This window comes from Psychromonas aquimarina ATCC BAA-1526, assembly GCF_000428725.1.
GTDB lineage: Bacteria > Pseudomonadota > Gammaproteobacteria > Enterobacterales > Psychromonadaceae > Psychromonas > Psychromonas aquimarina.
Genome location: NZ_AUAM01000015.1, coordinates 106,983 through 132,944, shown reverse-complemented (window position 1 = coordinate 132,944; position 25,962 = coordinate 106,983). Strand labels below are relative to the sequence as shown.

The following is a 25,962-nucleotide window of genomic DNA, read 5'->3' as shown; positions in this document are numbered from 1 at the left end:
GGCTCTGACGTATCTGCTGTTGTTAACGTTGAAGTTGCTGCTGCAGAGTAATCTCAAGCAGACAATTTGAATGTTAAAAATACCTGCTTTCGAGCAGCCTTCTTTGTAACGAAAAGTTTTTGCCTGTGATTTATGCAGCCCCAAAAAATTAAAACTGGATTGCCTTACTTATCCCTTTGTTATTAAATATCCTCTTGTATTAAATCAAAATCACCTTATTGTTTACAGTCCAGATAACTCAGCTTCACTCTCAAATAAGGCCATAAAAATGAAAACATTAGAGCACTACCAGTTATTAGCAGAACAAGCGGCGGCTTTAATTGAAGGGGAGACAGATCTGACTGCTAACCTTGCAAATATCAGCGCCCTGCTTAATATGAATTTAGATAATATTAACTGGGTAGGATTTTATCTGTTAAAAGACAATCAGTTAGTATTAGGCCCGTTTCAGGGCAATGTCGCCTGTGTACGTATCCCGCTGGGTAAAGGTGTCTGCGGTACGGCATTCAGCAGTAACAGTATTCAGCGTATTGCTGATGTACATCAGTTTGCTGGTCATATCGCCTGTGATGCAGCCAGCCAGTCTGAAATAGTACTGCCGATTAATATTAACGGTAGAACAATTGGTATCTTAGACATCGACAGTCCGATCACAGAACGATTTAATGAGATAGATGAACAAGGACTGGCATTGTTTGTTGAACAACTCCAACAGCACCTTGTACTCCCTTAGTTTGGCCATAAAGCCTAACGAGCATTATTTTTTATCCATGGCTTTGATTATTAAAGCTATTTTACAATTAAGCATTGAACATGACCCCTCTGAATATTATGATATTTTGCTCACCTACACATGACTTTAATTATTAACTATGAGTATCATGATAATGAAACGCTTTCTTTTAACCATAATTGCACTAACCAGTCTATCGGCTAACGCCAATCAATCTTATTCATATCTGTCAGGCGGTTATCAATTTACCCGCGTTTCTGAAAACGGGATGGGGGAGTATTTCGAGGATCAGTACAACAATGAGGAGAGTAAGTATCTGCATGGCGCTTATTTTCGCGGAAGCTGGAATTTCTATGATCATTTATTTGCAGAATATCGTATTGGTGCCACAACCCGCACTTCATCGTCATTAACTCAAAACTATCTTGCACTTGGTTATTATATTCCACTAACCTCTGACAGCAGCCTGTATGCCTCAGCAGGTTATGCGGATTATAACGCCAAGCGCAGCATTGATTCCGGCTGTGGTCTTTTCGATTTTAATGATGAGTGTCAAACGATTCGGTTTAGCGGATATGATAAAGGATATTCTGCAGAGTTCGGTGCTCGTTTTCAGCTATTTCCATGGTTACAAATAGAGCCATCTTACCGCTATGCTGATTTTAGTGATGAAGGCCAGCATGAGTTCCGCTTAACCAATTTGCTTACATTAAGCGAAAATTCCTCATTCGAAGTAAACGGCGTTTATCGTCATTGGAACAACCTTAATGAAACTAACTTTCAGCTAGGATATCGCTATAGTTTCTAGTTGTGTAGATTTATCTCGTTCCTCACGCTCTGCGTGGGAATGCATATTCAGTTCAGGTTTTTGCTAACTTTAAATATTTCATAACCGAATTGAGGGGGTTGTAAGCTTTCGCCTGTGGTTAAGGATTTAACTTTATTTGTTGGTAATTTCGCCCTGACGGCGATCTTACTTTTTCTAAAGTAAGAGAAAAAGTAGCAAAAAGCGTCACTCTAACCATTTTTTAATCTATCAATCAGCCATCACTTTCTAACGCACCGGCTCGGAATGCACATCCCTGTGCATGCCAAGCCTATAAAATCATCCATGATTTTATTGCTAAAGCAATGTCAGCTTGCTAGAAAAATGGAAAGGGAACCTTTGCAGCCGGACTGGTTTGCTTGATTAAGAAAAACTTATCATGGTTAGCACTACAATTTACAAATCATAGATAGTAGATAAGGAGTTAACATCTTCTAGCCTTTCATTAAGTTCTTTAATTATTTTCTTTTTTCCCACAATTCTTTTTTCTAATAAAGATCTTGCAGGAAAACTTCGCGTAATATGAAATTCATATTCTAATTGATTAATACACTCTACTTCGTACGATTTTAGTAAGCTTAAATATTCCGACTTATTTACAATATCCACAATAATTCACCTGTTAGTTTGCTTTAATTAGTAGTTAGGTAAATTATGTTGAAATAGATATAGAAAAAATAACCTCAAAAAAAGATCGTCAACTTATCGAATTACAATTTTACATATATTATTTCTGCAGGATCAAATTTATGCTTTCTTAAATTTTTTCCAGATGTATTTGCTACACAATGCTCTACTAACTGTAAGCCCAAAACTAAGTTGGCAGTATCAATAGCCTCAACAAGCCAAGAGGGATTTTCTATAGCAATACGAATCCCATAAGACAACTGACCTAATTCATTTGTCCAGCCCATAGTCTTGCAAGCTTCCACAAATCCCCAAGTCAAATGAAGCACTGGGCGACTATGTTGGAAATCTCTTTTGTGATTATTCGAACGTATTGCTCTATCTGAAATTTTTTCCCTATTAGTTTCATATGCAGTTGAAATATAATCAATACTTGAACCAAAACTATGATTTGGATCTTTCTCTAATGCATTGTCATGAAACCTAAAGACATGGTATGAATGAAATCTAATTATTAAGCGCCGGATACCCGAGTTAATACTCTGATCAATATTTTTCCAAGGCCACTTACTATCAATTTCTTTTGTAAAATGTTCTGGTAATTCTTGTATATGAGCTTTCCCACTTGTTCTGTAATAAGCATTCAATATCGCTTTAGAAAACCGTTTTTTTCTTTTTTCGTCCTTCACATTAGGAAACGCCATCAAGGCGATAAAATCAACAGCACCATAAATATCCAGAGAAAGGGTTTCAATTCTTTCAAAGACGTTTTCAGAAGCATATTGCTTTACTAGAGCTAGACCGAACTTGATTTCATCAGACATTACGACTCTCCACACCATTAAAAACAAAAACTTAATCTAATTAGTAAATACAATCAATAACATGGCTAATTTTTCTATTTTATCTTAATTTACCAAACCAGTATGGTAACGAAAGATCCCGTTTGCGCTTTTCTTACTAGATAAATCGCTTTAGCAAGTGAAACCATGGAGCGAATTGAACGTCAGTTCAGGTTCATGAGCAAGCCAAGCTCTGCGTGCCCTTCTTTCCACTAGGTTCGGCATGTACATGAATGTGCATTCCGAACCGGTGCGTTAAAAAGCTATTTTTTGAGTGAGAATAAAAAATGCTCGGGCAGCACTCTTTTGCTTACTTTTCTCTTGCTGTTGAGAGAAAAGTAAAGTCGCCGTCAGGGCGAAACCACCAGCGTTCAATCGACACCAATCACCAGCCTACAAACCAGCCTAGGTGATTTCACGAAAAAATCTATGCATTCCCACGCGGAGCGTGAGGAACGATATATATCTCCACACGGGCAAGATAAATCACAGACAAAAAAAGCCCCACGGTTAGGTGAGGCTCGATAACAAAATTAAAGATTAAGGCTGGTGCCTCAAATCATTATTTTGCCTGCGGACGCATATGCGGGAACAGTAATACGTCACGGCATAAATGAATGGCTGTCAGTAAAATCCACTCACAAAAAAGCCCCGCTAGAAAACGAGGCTTTTGATCTTGCTAACAGCTAAAAAACTATTAGCTAATATTATTTTGCCTGTGGGCGCATATGCGGGAACAGTAAAACGTCACGGATTGTATGGCTGTCAGTAAACAGCATAACCAGACGGTCGATACCGATACCTTGACCAGCTGTCGGCGGTAAACCGTGCTCAAGAGCTGTAATGTAATCAGCATCGTAGAACATCGCTTCATCATCACCAGAATCTTTCTGTGCAACCTGATCTAAGAAACGCTGCGCCTGATCCTGTGCATCGTTAAGCTCAGAGAAACCATTTGCCAGCTCACGACCGCCGACAAAGAACTCAAAACGATCTGTAATGCTAGGATCTTCATCATTACGGCGTGCAAGCGGTGAAACCTCTGCAGGGTATGCAGTGATAAAAGTAGGCTGCAGCAGTTTGTGCTCAGCTGTTTCTTCAAAGATTTCAGTTAATACTTTACCTTCACCCCAACCGTCTTTCAGGTTTACATGTAGACGCTTAGCTAATGCTTTAAGGCCTTCTATGCTTTCCAGCTCGCTTGCTTCAATACCTTCATTGTATTCAAGTACTGACTCTTTCATGGTCATACGGATAAACGGTGCACCGAAATCAAACTCCTGTTCACCGTATTTAACAACGCTTGAGCCTAATACTTTTTCAGTGATAGTACGAAGCATATCTTCTGTCAGGTTCATCAGATCAATGTAATCCGCGTACGCCTGGTAGAATTCGATCATAGTGAATTCAGGGTTATGACGTGTTGATACACCTTCATTACGGAAGCTGCGGTTAATCTCGAATACTTTTTCAAAACCACCAACTACTAAACGCTTAAGGTTTAATTCCGGTGCGATACGCAGAAACATTGGTAGATCTAATGCATTGTGGAAAGTTTCAAACGGCTTAGCTGTTGCGCCGCCTGGAATTGCCTGCAGCATTGGTGTTTCTACTTCCATGAAGTCACGCTCATTTAAGTAGTTACGCATTGCACTTACAATTTTATTACGCAGAATAAATGTTTTACGAGACTCTTCATTAGCAATCAGATCAAGGTAACGCTGACGGTAACAAGCTTCAGTATCTGAAAGACCGTGGAATTTGTCAGGTAAGGGACGTAACGCTTTAGTTAAAATACGAATTTCACTTACTTTAATACTTAGTTCATTAGTTTTAGTTTTGAATAAAACACCTTTAGCACCAAGGATATCGCCTAAATCCCATTTTTTAAATTCAGTGTTGTAAAAACCTTCAGCCAGATTATCACGAGCAACATAAACCTGCACACGACCGCCCATATCCTGGATTGTTGCAAAACTTGCTTTACCCATAATACGGCGAGTCATCATACGACCGGCAACACTAACTTCAACAGCGAGTTCATCCAGCTCTTCTTTAGTTTTGTCTTCATACAGCTTATGTAAATCATCAGAGATGTTTTCACGACGGAAGTCGTTTGGAAATGCCTGTCCCTTTTCACGCATTGCATCTAACTTAGATAAACGCTGCGCTAGGATTTCATTTAACTCTTCTTGTGGTGCTTCTGCTTGATTTAACTCTGACATGGTTTTTCCTATTGGTTTTCTTTCAATATAATTTGTTTTATTAATTCGTTTACTAAATGCTATAAACCGGACTTTAAACTGGCTTCTATAAAGCGATCCAGGCCGCCGTCTAAAACAGCCTGGGTATTACGGCTTTCAACACCGGTTCTTAAATCTTTAATCCGCGCATCGTCTAATACATATGAGCGAATCTGACTTCCCCAGCCGATATCAGATTTATTATCTTCGCTGATCTGTTTTTCAGCGTTCTGTTTCTGCAGTTCATATTCATACAGCTTAGCTTTCAGCTGTTTCATCGCCTGATCTTTATTCTTGTGCTGTGAGCGGTCGTTCTGACACTGCACCACAATATTGGTCGGCACGTGAGTAATACGTACCGCAGACTCGGTTGTATTTACGTGCTGCCCGCCCGCGCCGGAAGCTCGATATACATCGATACGTAAGTCAGCCGGATTAATCTGGATATCAATATTATCTTCGATTTCAGGGTAAATGAATGCTGAGGCAAAGGAGGTATGACGGCGCCCGGTTGAATCAAATGGTGATTTGCGCACTAAACGGTGAACCCCGGTTTCAGTACGCAGCCAGCCGAAGGCATATTCACCGCTAAAACGGATTGTTGCGCCTTTAATACCGGCAACATCACCCGGTGACACTTCCATTAACTCAGTTTTATAACCGTGCGCTTCACCCCAGCGTAAATACATACGCAGCAGCATATTCGCCCAGTCCTGTGCTTCTGTTCCGCCGGAGCCTGACTGAATATCCAGATAACATGAACACTGATCGTGATTGCCTGAAAACATACGTCGGAATTCCAGAGTTTCTAATTTTTTCTCCAGCTCGGCAGCTTCGTTTTCTGCTTCATCAAAGCTGTCCTGATCCTGTTCTTCAACCGCCATTTCCACCAGCATCTGAATTTCTTCAGTACCGGCATCCAGTGCATCAATGGTATCTACCACTAACTCTAATGCACTGCGCTCTTTGCCTAATGCCTGTGCCCGCTCAGGTTCATTCCAGACCTCCGGCGACTCCAGCTCACGGCTTACTTCCTCTAAACGCTCAGATTTAGCATCGTAGTCAAAGGTACCCCCTAAGCAGTTCAGCACGCTCAGTCAGGTCTTTTACTTTATTCAAAATGGGGTTTACTTCAAACATCAAGGATCTCTATTGCTTAAACGACAAAAAGAGACGAATTTTAACCAATAACAGTGAAAATAAATAGTGCAGATAGAAAATAAACCCCGAGATTAAAGTGATTCTCAGGACTTTTCTAACGATGAATAGAAACTAGAAACAGATCCGCGGCTTTATCAGCAGCTGTTTTTAGAAAAACAGCCCGACTTCCGGAATTAAACAGACCGCTGAATTCAAACTAAATTGGGGTTGAAAGGAGCAATTTCCCGTTTAACTCTTAAATAACGTTCTAACCAGGACTTAAATTCCAGCTCAGTTAACTCACCGGAGAGGCGATGGTACTCTTTACCGTCTTTGAACAAAATAAAGGTTGGTACACTGCGAAGATCATAGCGGCCTGCAAGTACCTGCTCACTTTCACTGTTTATTTTAATAAAAACCGCATCACCTTTAAAAGTCTTAGTCATTGTTATAAAAACCGATACCATCTCATGACAGTCCTCTGACCAGGCCCCCCAGAAGTCAGCAACAACCGGCAGAGAGGACTCGGCAGTCAAATGCTGAAATAATTCCAGATCAGCATCAACGGGGTGTTCAGACAACAAGGCGGTTCCGCAGGACGCACATAGCGGGCAGTCCGAAAAATGTTCTCTGGCAGCTCGATTAACTGCTAAGCAGTGCGTACAGACAAGCATTTCATTTTCCATCATCAGCTTCCTTAATTAAACAGCTATATATATAAAATAGACCAGCAGATAAAAATATTCATAACCTGACATATGCTTATACCTCATTTCCCCCTGTTCACCCGAATTCTGCTTGTTTATGAAAAAATGTACTATTTATGCACTTTTTTATTGTCATTATTCGTGCAATTTTTTTTGATTACAGTACAGTAAACAGCCGTTTACTTATAAACGGAATTCACTTCCGCCCGATACAGGTGAAAAGTGACACAATTTTTTATAAAACAAGGTTCACTCCCACCCGATACAGGTGGAAAGTGACGCAATTTACCAATTGTATATAAGGAGAATTTTATGGAAATGTTATCTGGCGCCGAAATGGTTGTCCGCTCGCTGCAGGATGAAGGTATAGAGCATATCTTCGGTTACCCCGGCGGGTCAGTATTAGATATTTACGATGCTATTTTTCAAAGCAGCGATATTGAGCATTTCTTAGTTCGACATGAACAGGCAGCCGTGCATATGGCCGATGCTTATTCTCGAACAACGGGCAAAGTAGGTACGGTTCTCGTAACCGCCGGTCCTGGTGCAACTAACTGTATTACAGGTATCGCCACCGCCTACATGGACTCTATTCCTTTAGTTGTTTTATCCGGACAGGTACCCACCAACTGGATTGGTGATGATGCTTTTCAGGAAACAGATATGATCGGTGTATCTCGGCCTGTCGTAAAACACAGCTTTTTGTGCCGCACAGCACAAGAGATCCCGATTGCAATCAAAAAAGCTTTTTATCTGGCTTCAACCGGCCGCCCTGGTCCTGTTGTGGTTGATCTGCCCAAAGACGTGCAGAACCCGCTTCTTAAGTTTCCCTATGAGTATCCTGAAAGTGTGGAATTACGCTCATATAGCCCGACACTTAGAGGCCACAAAGGTCAAATTAAACGTGCTTTGGCTGCTCTGTTAGGTGCAAAAAAACCGGTACTTTATGTCGGCGGCGGTGCAGTTATTTCTAATGCATCAAAACAGGTTACCGAACTGGCTGAAAAATTAAATCTGCCGGTTACCAATACACTGATGGGTTTAGGCGCTTTTTCCGGCACACATAAACAAAATATCGGTATGTTAGGTATGCACGGTACCTATGAAGCAAATTTAAGCATGCATAATGCGGATCTTATTTTTGCAGTCGGAGCACGTTTTGACGACCGTGTAACCAATAATGTCGAAAAATTCTGCCCTAACGCAAAAGTCATGCATATTGATATTGATCCGACATCAATCTCTAAAAATATCCATGTTGATCTGCCTATCGTCGGCTCAGTAGAAGTGGTACTGCAGCAGATGTTAGATCTTATTGCCGAAACACAAGCCAGCAATGACGGTGAAAAAATCGCACACTGGTGGAAGCAGATTGAAGAATGGCGTGCAAAAGAGTGTCTGGCTTACCAGCCGTCAAACAGTCACATTAAACCGCAGCAGGTTATTGAAGAATTATATAAAGTAACTAATGGTGATGCGATTATTGCCTCTGATGTTGGTCAGCACCAGATGTTTGCGGCTAACTATTATCCGTTTAAAGAGCCCCGTCAATGGATCAATTCCGGCGGTCTGGGCACCATGGGATTTGGTCTGCCTGCGGCTATCGGCTGTAAAATCGCCCGCCCGGATAAACCGGTCTGCTGTGTCACTGGTGACGGTTCAATTCAGATGAATATTCAGGAACTGTCCACCTGTATGCAGTACAACATTCCAATTGTCATTGTCCTGCTGAATAACCGTTCCTTAGGTATGGTTAAACAGTGGCAGAAAATGTTCTACGGCGGCCGTCAGTCTCATTCTTATATGGACAGTGTGCCTGACTTTGTAAAACTTGCAGAGGCTTACAATCATATCGGTATTAAAGTCGATAAGATTGAAGAACTGCAGCCGGCATTAGAGCGTGCTTTTGAACTAAAAGAACGCGTTGTATTTTTAGATGTTGCCATTGACCCGGAAGAGCATGTCTACCCGATGCAGATAAAATTCGGCAGCATGGAAGATATGTATTTAAGCAAAACGGAGAAGACTGATGCGTAGTATTATTTCTGTATTATTAGAAAATGAATCCGGTGCTTTATCACGCGTAGTAGGTTTATTCTCACAACGCGGCTACAACATTGAATCACTAACGGTCTCTCCGACAAATGATAAAACATTATCACGTATGACTATCACCACAGAGGTGACGGATCTTGCAAGCTTAGAGCAGATGATGAAACAGCTGCATAAGCTGGTTGATGTGCTGCGCGTTTCAGAGTTAACAGAAGGTGCGCATGTTGAGCGTGAATTAATGCTGATCAAAATACGCACTATTACCAATGAAGCCCGTGAAGAAGTGAAACGCTGCTCTGATATTTACCGCGGACAGATTGTTGATATCACCCAGAACCTGTACACCATTCAGTTAAGCGGTATCTGCTCTAAATTAGATGCATTTATCAGCACAATTGAAGAGACCAGCGAGATTGTTGAAGTGGTCCGCTCCGGTGTTTGTGGTATTGCTCGTGGTGAAAAAGCATTACGCGGTTAATAACCTGATACAGTTAAGTTATCGGCAGCGGCTGAAATTAACTGTATCAGCAGCTTATTTAAACGTTAAAATGTAAATTATAAAATGCAAAGCTGTGCTCAGTCTTTGCATTTTTTCTTTTATAAGGGGTTGCTATGTTTGAGCTAGGCGCATTATTACTGTCGGCCGTTATTATTTATTATTACTTTTTTGTACAAAATAAGGATCATTCATGAAGTTTGTTACATCACTGTTTCTCAGCGCCGGTCTTCTCTGCAGCAGCATGGCCTTCGCCAGCCAGTTAACAGTCGATAATGCCTATATACGCGCAACACCGCCGCATGCTAAAAACAGCGCTGCTTTTATGGTTATCAACAATGCACAGGACCGAGAAGTGCAGCTGGTTGCCGTGAGTAGTGATATTGCTGAACGCGTTGAACTGCATAACCATATTATGGAAGACGGTTTAATGAAGATGCGTGAAGTTGAACAGATCAGCATTGCCCAGCAGGGTCAGGCCGAACTGCAGCCGGGCGGCCTGCATGTAATGTTTTTAGGTCTAAAAGAGGAACTGCAGGAAGGCCAATCGGTAACACTTTCGTTATATTTTAATAACGGCGAACAGATTATTATTGACGCACCGGTTAAAAAAATTAAGATGCACAAAAAATAAAACACATTAAATAATCTAATTAGGAATAATCATGAAGAAAAAAATCTGCGCGGCTGTTGTCGCAAGTGTTATCAGTATGCCGTCAATGGCTGATTTTTTAGGTGTATATGCTGGTATTGATTACCGGACAATGTCAACCAGCCACACTGCAAATGGTATGTCTGGTGAATTTAAAGACAGCAATAACCTGTCTGGTTATGTTGCCTTAGAACACTTTGTTCCTCTGATACCAAATGCAAAACTTAAGTACTCAGATTTAGGTTCTGAATATAATGATGGTTCTATTAATACAGACAGTTCAGCAATGAATGCAATCTTATATTATCAGTTATTTGATAACGACCTGTTTGAGTTTGATTTTGGTGTTGCTTACACAAAAGTGGAAACTGACTTTAATAATTTAAGCACTGAATTAGGTCAGGCTTACGGAGCTGCAAAAGTGCATATCCCTGGCGTTAATATGCATGCATTTACTGAAGTAACTGCCGGCTCACTGTCTGATGATAACGCAACAGACGCCGAAATTGGTCTGGCTTATACCTTCAACCCTGATTCAAATCTATTAAACTTTGCAGTTCGTGCCGGTTACCGTTATCAGGATGCAGAGATCAACAACTTCAAACAAGAAAATAAAGGGGTATTTGCAGGCTTAGAAGTTCACTTCTAAGCAGGCAGTTATTTCCTTATTATAAAAAGCGTCTGTAGAGAAATCTGCAGGCGCTTTTTTTATTGCTGCGCACTGCGCAGCGGAATACAGGCAGGACCTGATAACACTCTGGCAACCAGCTCATTCTGCCGGTTGGTCTGAGTTTTTTTCATTATCCTTTTAATATAGGTACGCACGGTTTCATAGGATAAATATAATGATTGTGCAATTTCTGCCGGTGAGCGCCCGTTTACCAGCTCGCTGCACACAAGCCCCTCTTTCTTCGATAAACCGTATAACTCGCACAACACGTTAATATCTAATTCAACTTCATTTTGTGCATAAATAAATACCGCAATGCCGCTGTCAGCTCTGCTTTCAGCGCCTACTAAGGGCACGAAAGTTAACGCGACAGGCGAGCCGCAGGGGGATTTAAAATGCAGATGCCGGGTACTGTGATCTGTTAGACATTCATTAATGACTTTTTGAATCTGCTGATCATTCCTTGCATTAACCCAATGCAGCGATGCGTTAATTTTCTTTAAATAACGGTGTTGTATTAAAAAAAGATCGGCTTGTTTATTACAATGACAAACATAACCGCATTCATCCAGTAAAATAACCGGCATCTGAATCTGGTCAAACAGGAGATCTGTTAAAAGGTATTGTTTATCCTGCTGTAGTTTTAGATGATACAGCTGCATTGCATGCTGAATATGCGGAATAAGCTTCTCTAATAATATGCATTCCTCAAAAGAAAACTCTCCCTGATTTTTGCTGCGGTGAAAAAAAAGCAGGCTGCTCCACAGAGCATCATCGGCTAACACAACACCGGCGGCATAATAAATATCCAGATCTCTATTCAGATGCAGAAAAAATTCAGGATGTGATACCTGTGTCTGCTGCGCTTCATGATCTCCCATGGTGATCAGTTCACCCGGCGGCCTCTCCTGCAGGCGGGCCATCAGAGGATCCTGCTTTTCATGATCACTGATAAACAATGATGCACCGCTGACATCCAGACCTTCAACCCAGATAACATTAGCCGTCTCAAGCTGCTTATTCAGCATCACAATAGAGCCGGATAACAAGTTTAAAGAGTTAATTAATTCGCTTAAAAATTCATTAAAACCTGTCGGACGTATTAAAGCGCTATATAAGGATTTTATTAGATTGTCGAAGTTAGCCTCGTTCATAAACAATTCCTTTTGTTTAAGTTCTCTGCTGCTGAAACTGCCCCATATCAAGCATAGCTCCGGAACACTGAAATTGTACCCAAATGGGAATCGATTAAGTCTGCGATTTATCATACTTTCTCACTAATCTGTGCTCTATACCCGTTGTCATTCAGAATGCATTTATCAGGTGCACGCTCGAATGCCAGAACAGGCGCAATTTTTAAGATAATAAAAGGAATTAATCATGAAACTTCATCCTCTCGTTCTTGCTTTAGGGCTGCCCCCGTTAGTAGGCTGCGGTGGTGGAGGATCCTCCTCCGAAACCACTTCTACCCCGATAACTCCTGATCCAGTAACTCCGGAAAAACAAGTCACTTACTCGGTACGGGCTGTTGATGGTTATCTGCGTAATGCGCTGGTCTGGCTTGATGTGAATGGTAATTTTGCATTAGATGATGGTGAGCCGAATAAACGTTCCGGTATTGACGGCATAACCTTATTAGATGTCAGTAACATCGAAAATCCGCAGAATTATCCGGTCATCGTAAAAGCAATTGCCTCTGAAACTGTTGATCAGGATACTATCTCCAGTGCCAATCCGGACGGCATTGCAGCCACAGTACCTTTTATATTATCAGCTCCTGCAGGGCAGACCGTCGTCACACCACTTTCAACTCTGGTAAACATCAAAATAATAAACGGGACAGATCCAACGCAGGCGGCAGCGGAAGTAGCCGCTGATTTAGGTATTGCTGAAGCGGATTTATTAGGTGACTACATAGCACAAAAGCAGGGTGATATAGCGGCTAAAGCAAATGCGATTGTTGAATTAGCAGTGCTGCCCGAGTCTGAGCAGGCGATGCAGGTTATCAAAGAAAACAGCAGTGCTTTTGACGCACTGCTTTCTGCCGACATTGCTGTCGTTCAGGAGCTTAAAGAAGATCAGCGTCTAGTAAAAGAGGAAGACGGCAGCCTTACTGTCGCTGCTAATATTGATAGCGATGATGATGGTGTGATTGATGCAAAAGATGCCTTCCCGAAGGATAAAACGGAATGGTTAGACACAGATAAAGACGGTACTGGTAATAATAGTGACGATGATGATGACGGCGATAAAGTATTAGACAATGATGATGCCTTCCCGTTAGACAAAACAGAAACACTGGATACTGACGGCGACGGTACGGGTAATAATGCCGACCTTGATGATGACGGTGATAAAGTGTTAGATAAAGATGATGCTTTCCCGCTGGACAAAACTGAAACGCTGGATACCGATAATGACGGCACTGGTAATAATGCCGACCTTGACGATGACGACGATAAGGTTTTAGATAAAGATGATGCTTTCCCGTTAGATAAAACTGAAACGCTGGATACCGATAATGACAACATTGGTAATAATGCCGACCTTGATGATGACGGCGATAAAGTGTTAGATGATGATGATGCTTTCCCGTTAGATAACAGTGAAACCCTTGACAGTGATAAAGACGGTGTTGGTGATAACGCAGATGCCTATAAAGATGATGCGCTGAAATCCGTATTAGACACTACCAGCGGCACAACTTACAGAACACCGCTTATCTCAACAGTATATCAGACGCCGCTGATACTGGATGTCGACCAGTCTACAACCATAGAGACACTCAACAACGGCGAAATACACACCACTAAAACAATAACTTACACAACACTGGATTCTATTATTTACGGCCGGACAAGTGAATCTGACTGGTTAAGCAGTGACGGTTCATTTACACGCATCAGCAGCTGGTCACATGACTTTAATCTCGATGGTGAAGCCCTGTTTGACGGAAAAATGTTAGACATAGGTAATAGAAGCGCAAACGGTGAAACTTACTGGCGCTATATTGATGAAAATGATGCCAATATAGAGGGCGGAGATAACGGGCCGGATCTGCGTACCTTTGACAATGCAGATTTCAGCGCCCGTACTCATTTAAGCGATCTGTCGCAGATAGATATTATTCATCAGGCAGTGGTTTCCTGGGTAGAAGGTACTGAAAGTAAAACAATCACAACCGACCTTAAGCAGTACGCGGTCAGCGGTTTTGATCTCAGCGCGGCTGATAAATTAGTTTCTGATTATGCACAGCATATCGTTGAGCTGGTTACGGAAAAAGGTGTGCAGTCTATTGATGATCAAAGAGACTGGGAAGCAGACGGCAGCGTTAACCAAAGCGCACAGTTTACGGTAACTTCTGAAAACTCATACTCTTTTGCACTGCAGCGTCCGGTATGGGCGGATCCGACCAACAACAGCGACGATGAGTATGCTGACTATAACTTCGCTGCCGGCAAAGCAGATACGTTAACTTCTTACTGGTATGAAACAATCGAGAGCTTAGATAAGCAAGGTGTAAAAGTGTCGGCAGGTAAGCGTTATGTAATGGATATGGATAATGAAGCCAACATTAAACTGACGAATACAGAGAACCCGGACGGCTTGTTATTCCATGAGTACCATTCGACTAGAGCACAAATCAGTGATGCAGAAAGTAATGAAGCCGTTTCCTGGACACATTACCCTCTTGCTGGTTACGATTTTACCGTTGATACAAAAGATCCCGGTCAGGCCTACAAAGTCTTCCAAAAACAAAACAATGGTATCTGGGTGGGTTACAGTTTCCCGGAATGGGGAACCCAGTCTGTTATTGATCTAGCCGGGCAGATAGAAGCCGCACGCTCAGGCGGAGCACAGCTTGCAGAGATTGATGAACAGGTTATTGCAGGTTTAAGCAGATATAATCTGCCGATTACCACCTCATCGTTTATCTATGATGAGCAGGGTAATGCCAGAGCCTGGTACTTTGTCAGCAGCAACCCGCTTGTTACTAACGGTCAGTATTCGCTGAGCACAGTAACTCTTACTGATAACGGCTTCAAAGACGGCTGGTTAGTATTGAACGGTCCGGATAACTTTTTCCTTGCACAGCCGACTTCCGAACAGCCGTGGAACTGGTTTGATGCCTACCAGCGCTACTGGTTAGGCATTGATTCAATCAACACCGAGAGCGGCCGCTTTATGTGGAGCAGCTGGCTTGGTGAATTTTACTTAGATCAAAGCCAGGCTGAGACGCGTCTTGCAGAGCTTCAAGCATCGGAGTCTAATTATTATGTTTGTTACGACGGCGATAGCGGCTGGGATGAAATAAACCAACGACCAGACAGCTCACCAAGCTACCAAGACTTCTTAACACTTGCAGAGGGCTGTAATTACACAGCTTTTAATACTGCTGAAATTGCAGGTTTAGAATTGGACTTCGCAGCACAGGACGATGCAAGAAGTTATTTATTTGATACAGACAACAGCGGCATCTTTCAAATAAATGGTAATGCCAGTGATACATTTTCATGGGAAATTAATAGCGATGATATTTTAGAGGTAACATTCTCTGACAGTATTACTCGCGACAGCTTTGCATTAACCGCAATTGAAGGTAATAAATACAGTGTTAAAGGTTTTTTCCAATGGCTGGATGACAGCCAGAAACCACTATCTGGAGTTTATGCAAAAGAGTTCTATGCGGCTCCAGAGAAATTTTCAGTTGATTATCTAACAGATAAGACACTGTACGTAGTCTGGTTTGGTGACGGCGATCTTGCCGATGAAAACGGCAATGCGATTGATGAAAATGGAAATCTCATTCCCGAAGGCGGCGATGAAATCGGCTTAACTGACGTAGCAGTCGTTCAAGAGGTTACCTATAACAGTGACGGAACATTAACAGTCAAAGGCCTAAAAAACTCAACAAGTATGCCCGATAATTTTCCTTATCATTATATAGTTGATGAAAGCGGTATTCTACGCATTCCCGAAGAACAGGATGAAGCCACAGAAGGTAGTATTATCTGTGACAACAGTCATCCTGATTACCTTAAAACACATTTTATATTAAGTGATGAGAATGGTGTCGAGCAGTTTGATAATGTGGATCTGTTCTTCTTTGAGAAACACAAAGCATTGGAGTATGCAAATGGATTGAATGCATCTATTCCACAGTGCACACCATAAAACAAAAGGTTAACAGCTGAGCTTTAAAGGCTGACTCGCTATGCGGCTCAGCCTTTTCTATTTTTTTACAGATTAAAAATGCCACTGCAGATACACGGTATTATAATTGCTGCCGCCTTTAATACGCCCGAACAATGAGCTGGTTTCGAAAATAGCCGAACGGTGGTGAATCGCATAACCTAACCATAATTTATCCATAGCAGGTTTATTAAACAGATCACCAAGATTTACATCCAGTGAAAAGTCCAGATAATTTAGCAGTTTACTGCCATTGTACTCCTTGCTTTGCATTTCTGTTTTTTCTATATAGGTCAAATCAGACACGTAGGATAAACCTTCTGCAAAACCAAAACGCCAGCGCGACGGCCAGTTAAAGGTATAATAGGCTTTTATTGCCACTACATATTCACTAATAGGATCCTGGACTTCAGATTCAATATGGTAAGCGTAGCCGCCGGTTAAATACAAATCAATCGGTAAAGTAAACAGGGTTTCAGTTAATGGAAAACCATAGAAAAGAGAAGTAAGACGATTATTGTATTCATCTTTTTCACTGTTAAAGCGGATAATCTCACCTATATTTGAAGGCGTTGCCCAGCCGAATGACCAGCGAAGATAATGATTGTCCGGCAATGTTAACGGCTGCGGACTGCTTTTATCATTAAAAAAACCAAAACCTAGAAACAGATCCCCCTGAGTTGGAGAGGCAATTAAGGGATTATGATAAGTGTTATGGCCTAAACGGGTGAGGTTCGCTTCGCCCATTAAATATAAATTACTGACAACATGATAACGAAGCTGTGCGCCTACTTTAATATCATAATCACTGCCGATATCTTCAACTCCCAAACCGTAATAAGTATTATTAAACTCGGTGCCTTTATAACGAAAAGTGGTACCTAAATCGATATCCCATGGCCCAGCCTCCAGCGCATAACGCAGATGATTGTTAAGATAAGTTCGCCCGTCGTGATCTGACATCAGTTCAATCTGCAGGGGAAAATTAGGTGCAAATAAATATTCAAACTGCAGCCCGAAATCAATTTTTGTGCCCTGGAATTCATTCTGATACTGTGCCGGAAAATCAAAATAACGAAAGCGTCCCAGAACACTAAAATTATAGTTATCCTGTTGATAAAAACGTACGCCGCCGTACTCCCCGCGCAGATAAAGGTGCTCACCTTCGTAAAAAAGTTTAGGTACAAAATCAGTAACAACGTCATCATCAGTAACAAACGCGATATGTGCATTACGTAAACCGACAGCAATACCCCATTCGTGAACGGGCAGTTGTTCAGCAGATTTAAGCGCCGGCACGAAGACTTCACCGCCCGGTGTTATCTCTTGGGCTGTTAATGAAAATGAAATAATAAATAAGAGCATAAATAAGCTCTTCATAGAATACCCTTTTGCTGATAGTTATGAGTCCCAGGTAAAGACTGCATAGTATGAATAATAACCTGTTCTGAACCTATTCTGCGCATCTGCTTAAATTCCATTTGGTTATAAAGAAGCAAATTTTATTATTATCTTGTGATATTCACAGCGCGTAATATCTAAGCATCTTTATGTAATAATGGAAAATACCTTTATGGCACTAAATAATCTTACGGCTTTAACCTCGCCTTTATCACAGCTGCAGTTATCACAGCTGCAGCAGGCGATGGCGGATTTTACCCCGGTTCAAACTGCATGGGTTAGCGGTTATTTAGCAGGTGTAAGTCAGGCACCGGCGACTGCACAAACAAGCACAGGTCAAAGCCTGACAATATTATACGGCTCACAGACAGGTAACAGCAAAGGAGTTGCAGAACAACTGGCAGATCAGGCTGCGGCTAAAGGTTTAACTTTTCGTTTAGTGTCTATGGCTGATTATAAAGTTAAAAGCATTAAAGATGAAAGTCATCTTCTTATTGTGGTCAGCACTAACGGTGAAGGTGAAGCCCCCGATGATGCTATCGACCTGCATCAGTTCTTAGTGACTAAAAAAGCGCCTAAATTAGAAAATCTTAAGTTTGCAGTACTTGGCCTCGGTGACTCAAGCTACGAGTTCTTCTGCCAGACAGGTAAAGATTTTGAGCAGCGGATCAGCGCATTAGGCGCAGAGATTATCCTTGAGCGTTTAGATGCCGATGTAGATTACGAACAGGTAACACAAGCCTGGTTTGATCAGGCACTTGCAAAAGTAGAAGAGACATTAGAAAAAGGCGGCGCGTCTGCCGTTCCTGCCGCTGTTTCAGCAGTACCAGCGGCCGCGAACAAATACGACAAACACAAGCCGTTTTCAGCAAGCTTAATCAGCAGCCAGAAAATCACCGGAGACAAATCTGCAAAAGATGTCTCCCATATTGAAATTGATTTAGAAGGCTCAGATTTAACTTACAGCGCTGGTGATGCATTAGGTGTCTGGTTTGAAAATGATGAAGCGGTAGTTGATGCCTTAATTGCAAAATTGGGCTTATCAGCTGAAAAACAGATTCAGCTTGAAGATCGTAATATTACACTGAAAAAAGCATTAACGGCTGATTTTGAATTAACGGGTACCCACCCGGCATTTGTTGAAGCTTATGCAGAACTAACAAACAATGCTCAGTTATTAAAACTCGCCGAAGACAAAAATGCTTTACGAGATTTTGCTAATAACCATCAAATCATTGATATCGTCACAGCTGACGGCAACGAGGCAGTAACTGAAGATAACTTTACAGCCTTATTACGCCGTATAAGCCCGCGTTTATATTCAATTGCTTCCAGCCAGAGTGAAGTAGATCAAGAAGTTCACTTAACCGTCGGCGCGGTGACTTTCGAAAACGCGCAAGGCGATTTACGCGGCGGCGGCGCTTCAACCTTTCTTTCTCACCGTATTGAAGAGGGCGCGGCAGTTAAAGTATTTATCGAAGATAACCATAACTTCCGTCTACCAGCGGATCCTGACACAGCCGTTATCATGGTTGGTCCCGGTACAGGCATTGCTCCTTTCCGGGCATTTATGCAGGAGCGTGACGCTGCCGATGCATCAGGTAAAAACTGGTTATTATTCGGTGAGCAAACCTTCAATGAAGACTTCTTATATCAGACAGAGTGGCAGGCACACTTAAAATCAGGTCTGCTAAGCAGACTTGATTTAGCTTTCTCACGTGACCAGGCAGAAAAAATCTACGTGCAGGACCGTTTAAAAGAAAATGCGGCAGAGGTTTACCAATGGTTAGAAGACGGTGCGCATTTCTATGTCTGCGGCGATGCAAACCGCATGGCTAAAGATGTACATAACACACTGATCGAAATTATCAGCGAGCAGGGTAAGAAAAGCCCTGAGCAGGCTAAAGAAAACTTAAATGAACTGCGTAAAGCAAAACGTTACCAAAGGGATGTTTACTAATGAGCCAGAAATTACACGATAACGAACGCATTAAAATTGAAAGTAATTTTCTTCGCGGTAAATTAGTTGAAGGCCTGAACGATACCACAACAGGTTCGTTTCCTGCCGATGAAGTACAGCTGGTTAAATTCCACGGTTTATACCAGCAGGATGACCGAGACCGCCGTGCTGAGCGTAAAAAACAGAAATTAGAGCCTTTATACTCATTTCTTTTACGAGCACGTTTACCGGGCGGTGTGGTTACACCGCAGCAGTGGCTGGAGATCGACCGGGTAGCATCCGAGTTAACCGATGCAGGCAGTATTCGTATTACTACACGTCAAACGTTCCAGTACCACGGTATTTTTAAGCGTAACCTTAAGTCTGTCTTCCAGGAGCTTAAGTTTAAAGCCAATATCGATGCCATCTTTACAGCTGGTGATGTAAACCGTAATACGATTTGTACATCAAACCCTGAGCAGTCTGAGTTACATACTGAAGTGTATGAGTTATCTAAACAGATCAGTGAGCACTTTTTGCCTAAAAGTAACGCCTATGCAGAAATCTGGTTAGACGGTGAAAAGGTATTAGATACAGAAGAAAATGAGCCGATTTACCACAATATTTTCTTACCGCGTAAGTTTAAAATTGCAGTGGCATTACCGCCGTATAATGACGTAGATATTCATGCCAATGATCTGAACTTCATTGCGATTGTTGAAGATGGAAAAATCAGCGGTTACAACGTTGTTGTCGGTGCGGGGCTGGGTATGACTCACGGCGATAAAACCACTTTTCCACGGTTAGGTGATGATTTTGGCTTTATTCCCGCAGACAAAGTAATTGAAGTTGCTGAAGCTGTAGTAACAACGCAGCGGGATCTGGGCGGCCGTGTCAGTCGTTCTCATGCACGTACTAAATATACACTGGAAACACACGGTATAGAGAAGTTTAAAGGTGAAGTAGAACAGCGCTCCGGTATTACCTTTAGCGCCCCGGGGGCTTATGAGTTTACCGAGCGCGGCGACCGTATCGGCTGGGTGAAAGGTATTGATAATAAATGGCACCTGACTGTATTTATTGAAAACGGCCGTATTCTTGATTTTGACGGCAAACCGCTGAAATCAGGCCTAAACAAAATAGCTAAGGTGCACCAGGGAACTTTCCGCATGACCGCTAACCAGAACTTAGTGATAGCTGAAGTTGACGAATCCCAGAAAGACACCATTGAAAAAATGGCACGTGAATGCGGGTTAATTGATGACGGCACAACGGATCAGCGTAAATACTCAATGGCCTGTGTGGCATTACCAACCTGCCCGTTAGCAATGGCTGAAGCTGAGCGTTACCTGCCGGGTTTAACCGATGATGTTGAAGAGCTGCTTGCTAAACACGGCATTGCTAAAGATAAAATTATCTTGCGCATTACCGGCTGTCCAAACGGCTGCGGCCGCTCAATGCTGGCTGAAATTGGTTTGATTGGTAAAGCACCGGGACGTTATAACCTCTACCTGGGAGGTAACAGTAACGGTACCCGTCTGCCTAAGATGTATAAAGAAAATATAGATGAAATTACTATTGTTAAAACATTAGATGAATTAATCGGCCGCTGGGCACTTGAACGTAATCTGGATGAATGTTTTGGTGATTTTGCCATTCGTGCGGGTATTGTCTCTGAAGTAATTATCGCTTCTAAGGATTTCCATGACTAAACCATTAGATCTGCAGCATCTGCTCAGCTTAGATAAAGCACAGCAGAAAGAGGCTTTGGCAAAAGTTAATGCCCTGCTTGAGACAAAAACGGCACAGGAACGTATAACCTGGGCAGTAGAAAACCTTGAAAGTGAGTTTGTTTTATCGTCCAGCTTTGGTATTCAAGCGGCCGTGTGTCTGCACCTGATTACACAGGTAAAAGCGGATACTCCGATTATCTTAACGGATACCGGTTATCTGTTTCCTGAAACCTATCAGTTTATCGATAATTTAACTCAGCAGTTAAACTTAAACCTGAAGATATACAGCGCAGAGCAGAGTGCCGCCTGGCAGGAAGCCCGTTACGGAAAACTATGGGATCAAGGTATTGAGGGCTTAACTCAATATAACCAGCTCAATAAAGTAGAGCCTATGAAACGGGCTTTAAAAGAGCTCAATGCCAAAACCTGGTTCTCCGGACTGCGCCGCTCACAGGCATCCAGCCGCGGCCGGCTGCCTGTGCTGAGTATTCAGAACGGCTGTTTTAAATTTTTACCTATTATCGACTGGAGTAATAAAGACATTCACTATTACCTGAAAGACAACGGCCTTGAATACCACCCGCTATGGGAACAGGGTTATGTTTCCGTCGGAGATATACAGACCTCACGTCCGCTCGAAGCGGGCATGAGCGAAGAAGAGACCCGCTTCTTTGGATTGAAACGAGAATGCGGACTGCATGAAGAGGATATAGAAGAACAGGGCAGCGGCATTTAAAGCAGCTCAAAGTTAATTTCCCGGAAAGCCTTCGTTTTACGCAGGCTTTTTTATTTGTCCTGAACAATAAATATTAAGAATTTATCAGCACGGCCGATAGTAAGTAAAGAATCTCATATTACAGGTAAGAAGATCATGAATAAGAGAGTTATTATTCTACTGTTTTCAATGCTTCTCAGCACCAGTGGTGCAGCGGCGGCTAATTTTGAAGTAATACAGTTATATTCTCAAGATGACTTAAACAAGCTGATCAATAATAACCAGCATCTGCAGCGCGTCAAAGCAGATGAATGTCAGTTAGTTGAAGATATTGAAGCACATGCAGTAAAAATTAAAGAGCCGTCATACACCTATTTATGGGGGGATATGCTTGCCTGGGGAGTTTGTGTCGATCGTAATGCGTCACTGGGCATGCACTACATCAGACTAGCTGCAAAACAAGGTCTGCTGGCGGCTATCGAGCAGCTGGGCCGTTATTATGACAAGGGTATTCTAGTCGAAGAAGATAAATACCGCGCAGTCATTTATTACCGCGAAGCTGCCCTGCAGGGATTTTTAAAGGCACAGCTTAACTACATACGCCTGTTAATTGACGGCTACGGAAGCCCGATTGATTATGAAGATGCGTATCGGGCACTGTTTGTTAACGTCATTCCTGATCCGAAAGTTCATCAGCAGGCCAAAGAGCTTCTTGATCGCCTGGCTGAGAAAATGCCGGAGCATGTCGTCAAACGAGCCAGCAAAGAAGTTATTTGATCATTTTACAGGGTCAGCAATCCGGGTAAAAATATAACGACAGCTCCGCGTTAAGCCGCGGAGTGTAATAGACAGGCACAGAAACTTTCACAGCTAATCCAGCGGCTGTGAATTACTGATACTCTTCACTATAACCTCCTAAAAACTATGTTAATAACTGAGCATATCAGTCTCAGAATTTTTGATTCGCAGCGGCTAAAAATGAGACGCACCTCTTATTTTAGAGGTTAACTCTAACAGCCCTCTCCTGCCTATATACGACCGAAGCCAGGTCATTTATAAATATTTTCTATACAGTTCCGCAGCCAGATCAGATATAAACTCAGAGGCTAGTACGCATCATAAAAAAGGGTTATTGATTCTTTCAGATTATCTAAAAGTGTCATGTTAACTGCTCAACTGCTTTACCTGTAACTGCCTGTTTAACTGGCATTATAGGACTATTCCCCTCTACTGCCTGCAGGCCTGTTCCCATTGTATTTATTAAAAAACAACTGCTATCAGCACCCTGCCAGGCTTTTAGTAAGCACATTACAAGTTTTGCTGGCGCACAAAAATAGATGATTTGTATTTTACAAATACCTAACATCAAGCCCTGTATTTGCCTGATTCACCTGTTCAGAATGATATTGATAACTTCATACAAAACTTTATACTCAGTGAAAATAAAGCGGTATGGAATGCACCGCAGGATGCTTAATTAATACCTTTTAAAAAAGGCTTCATGGAACCGAAACAGCAATTAACAGCACCTCGCTAACATGGAGTAAGTGAAATTTATTGACAGGAATTTCTAAACTTTATTAAACAGGGTATAAAACTATGAAAAAACTTCCACTAGCTATCGCATGCGCAACTCTTTTAGCAGCTCCTTTAACAGCTTTTGCAGCAGGCTCTTCATATGTAACTGGTAATGTACAGTTCCACAGCACTGAAATGCACGGCTCTAGCGCTACTTCAACTTTAGAAGCAGGTCATACATTCTCAACGGGTACAACTATTCTTACCGAGTTTGACGGCATTCAGATTGGTGATTTAAAAACTGATGCCAACGCGCCAACTTACGTAACTCTTGGCCTTGAGCAGTCTTTCAATGTTAATGACAACCTATGGGTTGCAGCTGGTTACCACCATCTAATTGCTAATGGCGAAAATGTACAATACCGCCCATTAGTGAAAATCGGTTATAACTTCGATAACGGTCTTTCTATCTCTAACCGTACACGCTGGCACTTAGATGCAACTGACGCTGTAGGTGCATCAGATGATACACGTATGGATAATGCTATTGCTTATGCATTCTCAGACACGCCTGTTACAGTGAAATATAACAATGTTTACATGCTTGACGCAGAATCTATGGATCACGAGTTACGTGCAACATGGACACGCTCTGGTGTGCAGCCGTACATTGAGTACCGCAGCCAGGGCAATAATGTAGACAATCAAGATGCAAACAATGCTCTAGTACTGGGTGCATCTTACGGTTTCTAATAGTCGATTAATGACTTTATAGTTAAATCGATAAACCTCAAACATGAAAATGTTTGGGGTTTTTTTATGCCTGCAGGTCATGCATGACCAGGCATTAAACGTTATCTTTCTAAGGCTCTAGTTAACCTATAACAGGCAATTCTAGATGCATCTCCTGTCTCTTCAATTATCAGTTCTGAAGCTGTCAGAATCAATCTATAGAGCTTTAAGCATAACTAATATATTCTGCTAAACAAAAACTTTCTGCCGGCATAAAAAGTATTAATTAGTCGATAGCATCAGCAACTAGCACCTACATTCTTTACAGGTATAGCGCCGCCTTCATAACTTATGACTTTTCAACAGGCATAAAAAAAGAGAGCCGGAGCTCTCTTTTTTGGATTATTTTACAACAAAGACATATTAGTCGATGATTACAGAAACCAGCGCCTACGTCCCTTAAAGGTATAGCGCCGCCTTCATAACTTATGACTTTTCAACAGGCATAAAAAAAGAGCACCGAAGTGCTCTTTTTATATCAATACTAAAAAGTATTAATTAGTCGATGATTGTAGAAACAACACCAGCACCTACAGTACGGCCACCTTCACGGATAGCGAAACGTAGACCTTCATCCATTGCGATTGGAGCGATTAGCTCAACAACGAATTTAAGGTTATCACCAGGCATTACCATTTCAACACCTTCTGGAAGCTCTACAGCACCAGTGATGTCAGTTGTACGGAAGTAGAACTGTGGACGGTAACCTTTGAAGAATGGAGTGTGACGACCACCTTCATCTTTGCTTAGTACGTATACTTCAGACTCAAATTTAGTATGAGGAGTAATTGAACCAGGCTTAGCTAGAACTTGACCACGTTCAACGTCTTCACGCTTAGTACCACGTAGAAGAACACCAACGTTCTCACCAGCACGACCTTCGTCAAGAAGTTTACGGAACATCTCAACACCAGTACAAGTAGTCTTAACAGTCTCTTTGATACCAACGATTTCGATTTCTTCACCAACTTTGATGATACCGCGCTCAACACGACCAGTTACAACAGTACCACGGCCTGAAATTGAGAATACATCTTCAATTGGAAGGATGAACGGCTTGTCGATATCACGCTCTGGAAGAGGAATGTATGAATCTAGTGCATCAGCAAGTTCAACGATTTTTTCTTCCCACTCAGCTTCACCTTCAAGTGCTTTAAGAGCAGAACCCTGGATAACTGGTAGGTCATCACCTGGGAAATCATATTCAGAAAGAAGTTCACGAACTTCCATTTCTACTAGCTCAAGAAGCTCTTCATCATCAACCATGTCACATTTGTTCATGAACACAACTAAGTGTGGAACACCAACTTGGCGAGAAAGCAGGATGTGCTCACGAGTTTGAGGCATAGGGCCGTCTGTTGCAGCAACAACTAGGATACCACCATCCATTTGTGCAGCACCAGTGATCATGTTTTTAACGTAATCGGCGTGTCCCGGGCAATCTACGTGTGCGTAGTGACGAGTTTCTGTATCGTACTCAATGTGAGAAGTATTGATTGTGATACCACGATCACGTTCTTCAGGAGCGTTATCGATTTGTGCGAAATCTTTAACTTCACCACCGTGTACTTTAGTAAGTACAGCAGAGATTGCAGCTGTTAGAGTAGTTTTACCATGATCGACGTGGCCGATAGTACCAACGTTTACATGTGGTTTATTACGTTCAAATTTTTCTTTAGACAC

Annotated in this window: 21 protein-coding genes; 12 read left to right on the top strand and 9 right to left on the bottom strand. The window is 42.0% G+C overall.

Annotated elements, in window-relative coordinates; genetic code table 11:
* Positions 1–268 precede the first annotated feature (268 nt).
* Both G337_RS0106870 and G337_RS0106865 read left to right on the top strand, forming a co-directional pair.
* Entirely contained in the window at positions 269–733 is a 465-nt protein-coding gene (locus tag G337_RS0106870) for a GAF domain-containing protein (protein ID WP_028863233.1), read from the top strand.
* 154 nt (positions 734–887) lie between these two features.
* On the top strand, positions 888–1,541 hold the full coding sequence (locus G337_RS0106865) for an outer membrane beta-barrel protein (protein WP_211235785.1): 654 nt from the start codon (positions 888–890) through the stop codon (positions 1,539–1,541).
* A gap of 414 nt (positions 1,542–1,955) precedes the next feature.
* On the opposite strand, the gene G337_RS0106860 is transcribed toward G337_RS0106865, so the two are convergent.
* The 5 genes from G337_RS0106860 to G337_RS25745 all read right to left on the bottom strand — a co-directional run bounded on the left by G337_RS0106860 (position 1,956) and on the right by G337_RS25745 (position 7,100).
* Positions 1,956–2,168 (bottom strand): hypothetical protein, encoded by a 213-nt coding sequence (locus G337_RS0106860; RefSeq protein ID WP_028863231.1) that lies wholly within the window; start codon positions 2,166–2,168, stop codon positions 1,956–1,958.
* A 101-nt stretch (positions 2,169–2,269) separates the two neighbouring features.
* Entirely contained in the window at positions 2,270–3,010 is a 741-nt protein-coding gene (locus G337_RS0106855) for a hypothetical protein (RefSeq protein ID WP_028863230.1), read from the bottom strand.
* A 725-nt stretch (positions 3,011–3,735) separates the two neighbouring features.
* Entirely contained in the window at positions 3,736–5,253 is a 1,518-nt protein-coding gene (lysS, locus tag G337_RS0106850; protein WP_028863229.1) for a lysine--tRNA ligase, read from the bottom strand.
* A gap of 59 nt (positions 5,254–5,312) precedes the next feature.
* Positions 5,313–6,411 (bottom strand): peptide chain release factor 2 gene (gene prfB, locus G337_RS0106845; RefSeq protein WP_157619236.1). Its coding sequence is split into 2 segments (ribosomal slippage): positions 5,313–6,335 and positions 6,337–6,411, totalling 1,098 coding nucleotides; the frame shifts between segments, so codons are not numbered across the junction.
* A 212-nt stretch (positions 6,412–6,623) separates the two neighbouring features.
* A complete protein-coding gene (locus G337_RS25745) occupies positions 6,624–7,100 on the bottom strand; it encodes a thioredoxin domain-containing protein (RefSeq protein WP_084605303.1) in 477 nt (158 codons plus the stop codon).
* A 330-nt stretch (positions 7,101–7,430) separates the two neighbouring features.
* Here G337_RS25745 and G337_RS0106835 point away from each other — a divergent pair, with 330 nt between their 5' ends.
* From G337_RS0106835 to G337_RS0106815, 4 genes are all read left to right on the top strand, one after another.
* Complete coding sequence (locus G337_RS0106835) at positions 7,431–9,155, top strand: acetolactate synthase 3 large subunit (RefSeq protein ID WP_028863227.1); 1,725 nt, start codon at positions 7,431–7,433, stop codon at positions 9,153–9,155.
* Positions 9,148–9,648, top strand: coding sequence for an acetolactate synthase small subunit (gene ilvN / locus G337_RS0106830; protein ID WP_037027159.1), 501 nt, complete (start codon positions 9,148–9,150; stop codon positions 9,646–9,648). The genes G337_RS0106835 and ilvN overlap by 8 nt, the downstream gene beginning before the upstream one ends.
* Positions 9,649–9,859: 211 nt before the next feature.
* Positions 9,860–10,300 (top strand): copper chaperone PCu(A)C, encoded by a 441-nt coding sequence (locus G337_RS0106820; RefSeq protein WP_028863225.1) that lies wholly within the window; start codon positions 9,860–9,862, stop codon positions 10,298–10,300.
* 31 nt (positions 10,301–10,331) lie between these two features.
* Entirely contained in the window at positions 10,332–10,967 is a 636-nt protein-coding gene (locus tag G337_RS0106815) for a TIGR04219 family outer membrane beta-barrel protein (RefSeq protein ID WP_028863224.1), read from the top strand.
* Positions 10,968–11,026: 59 nt separating this feature from the next.
* On the opposite strand, the gene G337_RS0106810 is transcribed toward G337_RS0106815, so the two are convergent.
* The gene (locus G337_RS0106810; RefSeq protein ID WP_028863223.1) at positions 11,027–12,142 is read right to left on the bottom strand and encodes a helix-turn-helix transcriptional regulator; all 1,116 of its coding nucleotides are present in this window, start codon (positions 12,140–12,142) and stop codon (positions 11,027–11,029) included.
* 226 nt (positions 12,143–12,368) lie between these two features.
* On the opposite strand from G337_RS0106810, the gene G337_RS27620 reads away from it, so the two are divergent.
* Entirely contained in the window at positions 12,369–16,163 is a 3,795-nt protein-coding gene (locus G337_RS27620; RefSeq protein WP_051303028.1) for a hypothetical protein, read from the top strand.
* Positions 16,164–16,235: 72 nt separating this feature from the next.
* Here G337_RS27620 and G337_RS0106800 read toward each other — a convergent pair whose 3' ends face one another.
* Complete coding sequence (locus G337_RS0106800) at positions 16,236–17,561, bottom strand: MipA/OmpV family protein (protein WP_051303026.1); 1,326 nt, start codon at positions 17,559–17,561, stop codon at positions 16,236–16,238.
* 193 nt (positions 17,562–17,754) lie between these two features.
* Between G337_RS0106800 and G337_RS0106795 the strand changes: the two genes are divergently transcribed.
* The 4 genes from G337_RS0106795 (at position 17,755) to G337_RS0106780 (ending at position 22,746) form a co-directional block, all read left to right on the top strand.
* Complete coding sequence (locus G337_RS0106795) at positions 17,755–19,542, top strand: assimilatory sulfite reductase (NADPH) flavoprotein subunit (protein ID WP_028863221.1); 1,788 nt, start codon at positions 17,755–17,757, stop codon at positions 19,540–19,542.
* The gene (cysI, locus tag G337_RS0106790) at positions 19,542–21,233 is read left to right on the top strand and encodes an assimilatory sulfite reductase (NADPH) hemoprotein subunit (RefSeq protein WP_028863220.1); all 1,692 of its coding nucleotides are present in this window, start codon (positions 19,542–19,544) and stop codon (positions 21,231–21,233) included. The genes G337_RS0106795 and cysI overlap by 1 nt, the downstream gene beginning before the upstream one ends.
* On the top strand, positions 21,226–21,990 hold the full coding sequence (locus G337_RS0106785; protein ID WP_028863219.1) for a phosphoadenylyl-sulfate reductase: 765 nt from the start codon (positions 21,226–21,228) through the stop codon (positions 21,988–21,990). The genes cysI and G337_RS0106785 overlap by 8 nt, the downstream gene beginning before the upstream one ends.
* 135 nt (positions 21,991–22,125) lie before the next feature.
* Positions 22,126–22,746: a tetratricopeptide repeat protein gene (locus tag G337_RS0106780; protein WP_028863218.1), complete on the top strand. Its 621-nt coding sequence runs from the start codon at positions 22,126–22,128 to the stop codon at positions 22,744–22,746.
* Between the two features lie 382 nt (positions 22,747–23,128).
* Here G337_RS0106780 and G337_RS28570 read toward each other — a convergent pair whose 3' ends face one another.
* Complete coding sequence (locus tag G337_RS28570) at positions 23,129–23,338, bottom strand: hypothetical protein (RefSeq protein ID WP_157619234.1); 210 nt, start codon at positions 23,336–23,338, stop codon at positions 23,129–23,131.
* Between the two features lie 230 nt (positions 23,339–23,568).
* On the opposite strand from G337_RS28570, the gene G337_RS0106770 reads away from it, so the two are divergent.
* On the top strand, positions 23,569–24,240 hold the full coding sequence (locus tag G337_RS0106770) for an oligogalacturonate-specific porin KdgM family protein (RefSeq protein ID WP_028863217.1): 672 nt from the start codon (positions 23,569–23,571) through the stop codon (positions 24,238–24,240).
* A gap of 537 nt (positions 24,241–24,777) precedes the next feature.
* Here G337_RS0106770 and tuf read toward each other — a convergent pair.
* Complete coding sequence (tuf, locus tag G337_RS0106765) at positions 24,778–25,962, bottom strand: elongation factor Tu (RefSeq protein ID WP_028863216.1); 1,185 nt, start codon at positions 25,960–25,962, stop codon at positions 24,778–24,780.

What these genes read in the sequence shown, in the direction of transcription:
- G337_RS0106820 (WP_028863225.1), top strand. Translation starts at nt 9,860, where the DNA reads ATGAAGTTTGTTACATCACTGTTTCTCAGCGCCGGTCTTCTCTGCAGC.
- G337_RS0106815 (WP_028863224.1), top strand. Translation starts at nt 10,332, where the DNA reads ATGAAGAAAAAAATCTGCGCGGCTGTTGTCGCAAGTGTTATCAGTATG.
- G337_RS27620 (WP_051303028.1), top strand. Translation starts at nt 12,369, where the DNA reads ATGAAACTTCATCCTCTCGTTCTTGCTTTAGGGCTGCCCCCGTTAGTA.
- G337_RS0106795 (WP_028863221.1), top strand. Translation starts at nt 17,755, where the DNA reads ATGGCACTAAATAATCTTACGGCTTTAACCTCGCCTTTATCACAGCTG.
- G337_RS0106800 (WP_051303026.1), bottom strand. Translation starts at nt 17,561, where the DNA reads ATGAAGAGCTTATTTATGCTCTTATTTATTATTTCATTTTCATTAACA.
- G337_RS0106785 (WP_028863219.1), top strand. Translation starts at nt 21,226, where the DNA reads ATGACTAAACCATTAGATCTGCAGCATCTGCTCAGCTTAGATAAAGCA.
- G337_RS0106770 (WP_028863217.1), top strand. Translation starts at nt 23,569, where the DNA reads ATGAAAAAACTTCCACTAGCTATCGCATGCGCAACTCTTTTAGCAGCT.
- G337_RS0106870 (WP_028863233.1), top strand. Translation starts at nt 269, where the DNA reads ATGAAAACATTAGAGCACTACCAGTTATTAGCAGAACAAGCGGCGGCT.
- G337_RS0106865 (WP_211235785.1), top strand. Translation starts at nt 888, where the DNA reads ATGAAACGCTTTCTTTTAACCATAATTGCACTAACCAGTCTATCGGCT.
- G337_RS0106855 (WP_028863230.1), bottom strand. Translation starts at nt 3,010, where the DNA reads ATGTCTGATGAAATCAAGTTCGGTCTAGCTCTAGTAAAGCAATATGCT.
- lysS (WP_028863229.1), bottom strand. Translation starts at nt 5,253, where the DNA reads ATGTCAGAGTTAAATCAAGCAGAAGCACCACAAGAAGAGTTAAATGAA.
- ilvN (WP_037027159.1), top strand. Translation starts at nt 9,148, where the DNA reads ATGCGTAGTATTATTTCTGTATTATTAGAAAATGAATCCGGTGCTTTA.
- G337_RS25745 (WP_084605303.1), bottom strand. Translation starts at nt 7,100, where the DNA reads ATGATGGAAAATGAAATGCTTGTCTGTACGCACTGCTTAGCAGTTAAT.
- G337_RS0106810 (WP_028863223.1), bottom strand. Translation starts at nt 12,142, where the DNA reads ATGAACGAGGCTAACTTCGACAATCTAATAAAATCCTTATATAGCGCT.
- G337_RS0106835 (WP_028863227.1), top strand. Translation starts at nt 7,431, where the DNA reads ATGGAAATGTTATCTGGCGCCGAAATGGTTGTCCGCTCGCTGCAGGAT.
- G337_RS0106780 (WP_028863218.1), top strand. Translation starts at nt 22,126, where the DNA reads ATGAATAAGAGAGTTATTATTCTACTGTTTTCAATGCTTCTCAGCACC.
- cysI (WP_028863220.1), top strand. Translation starts at nt 19,542, where the DNA reads ATGAGCCAGAAATTACACGATAACGAACGCATTAAAATTGAAAGTAAT.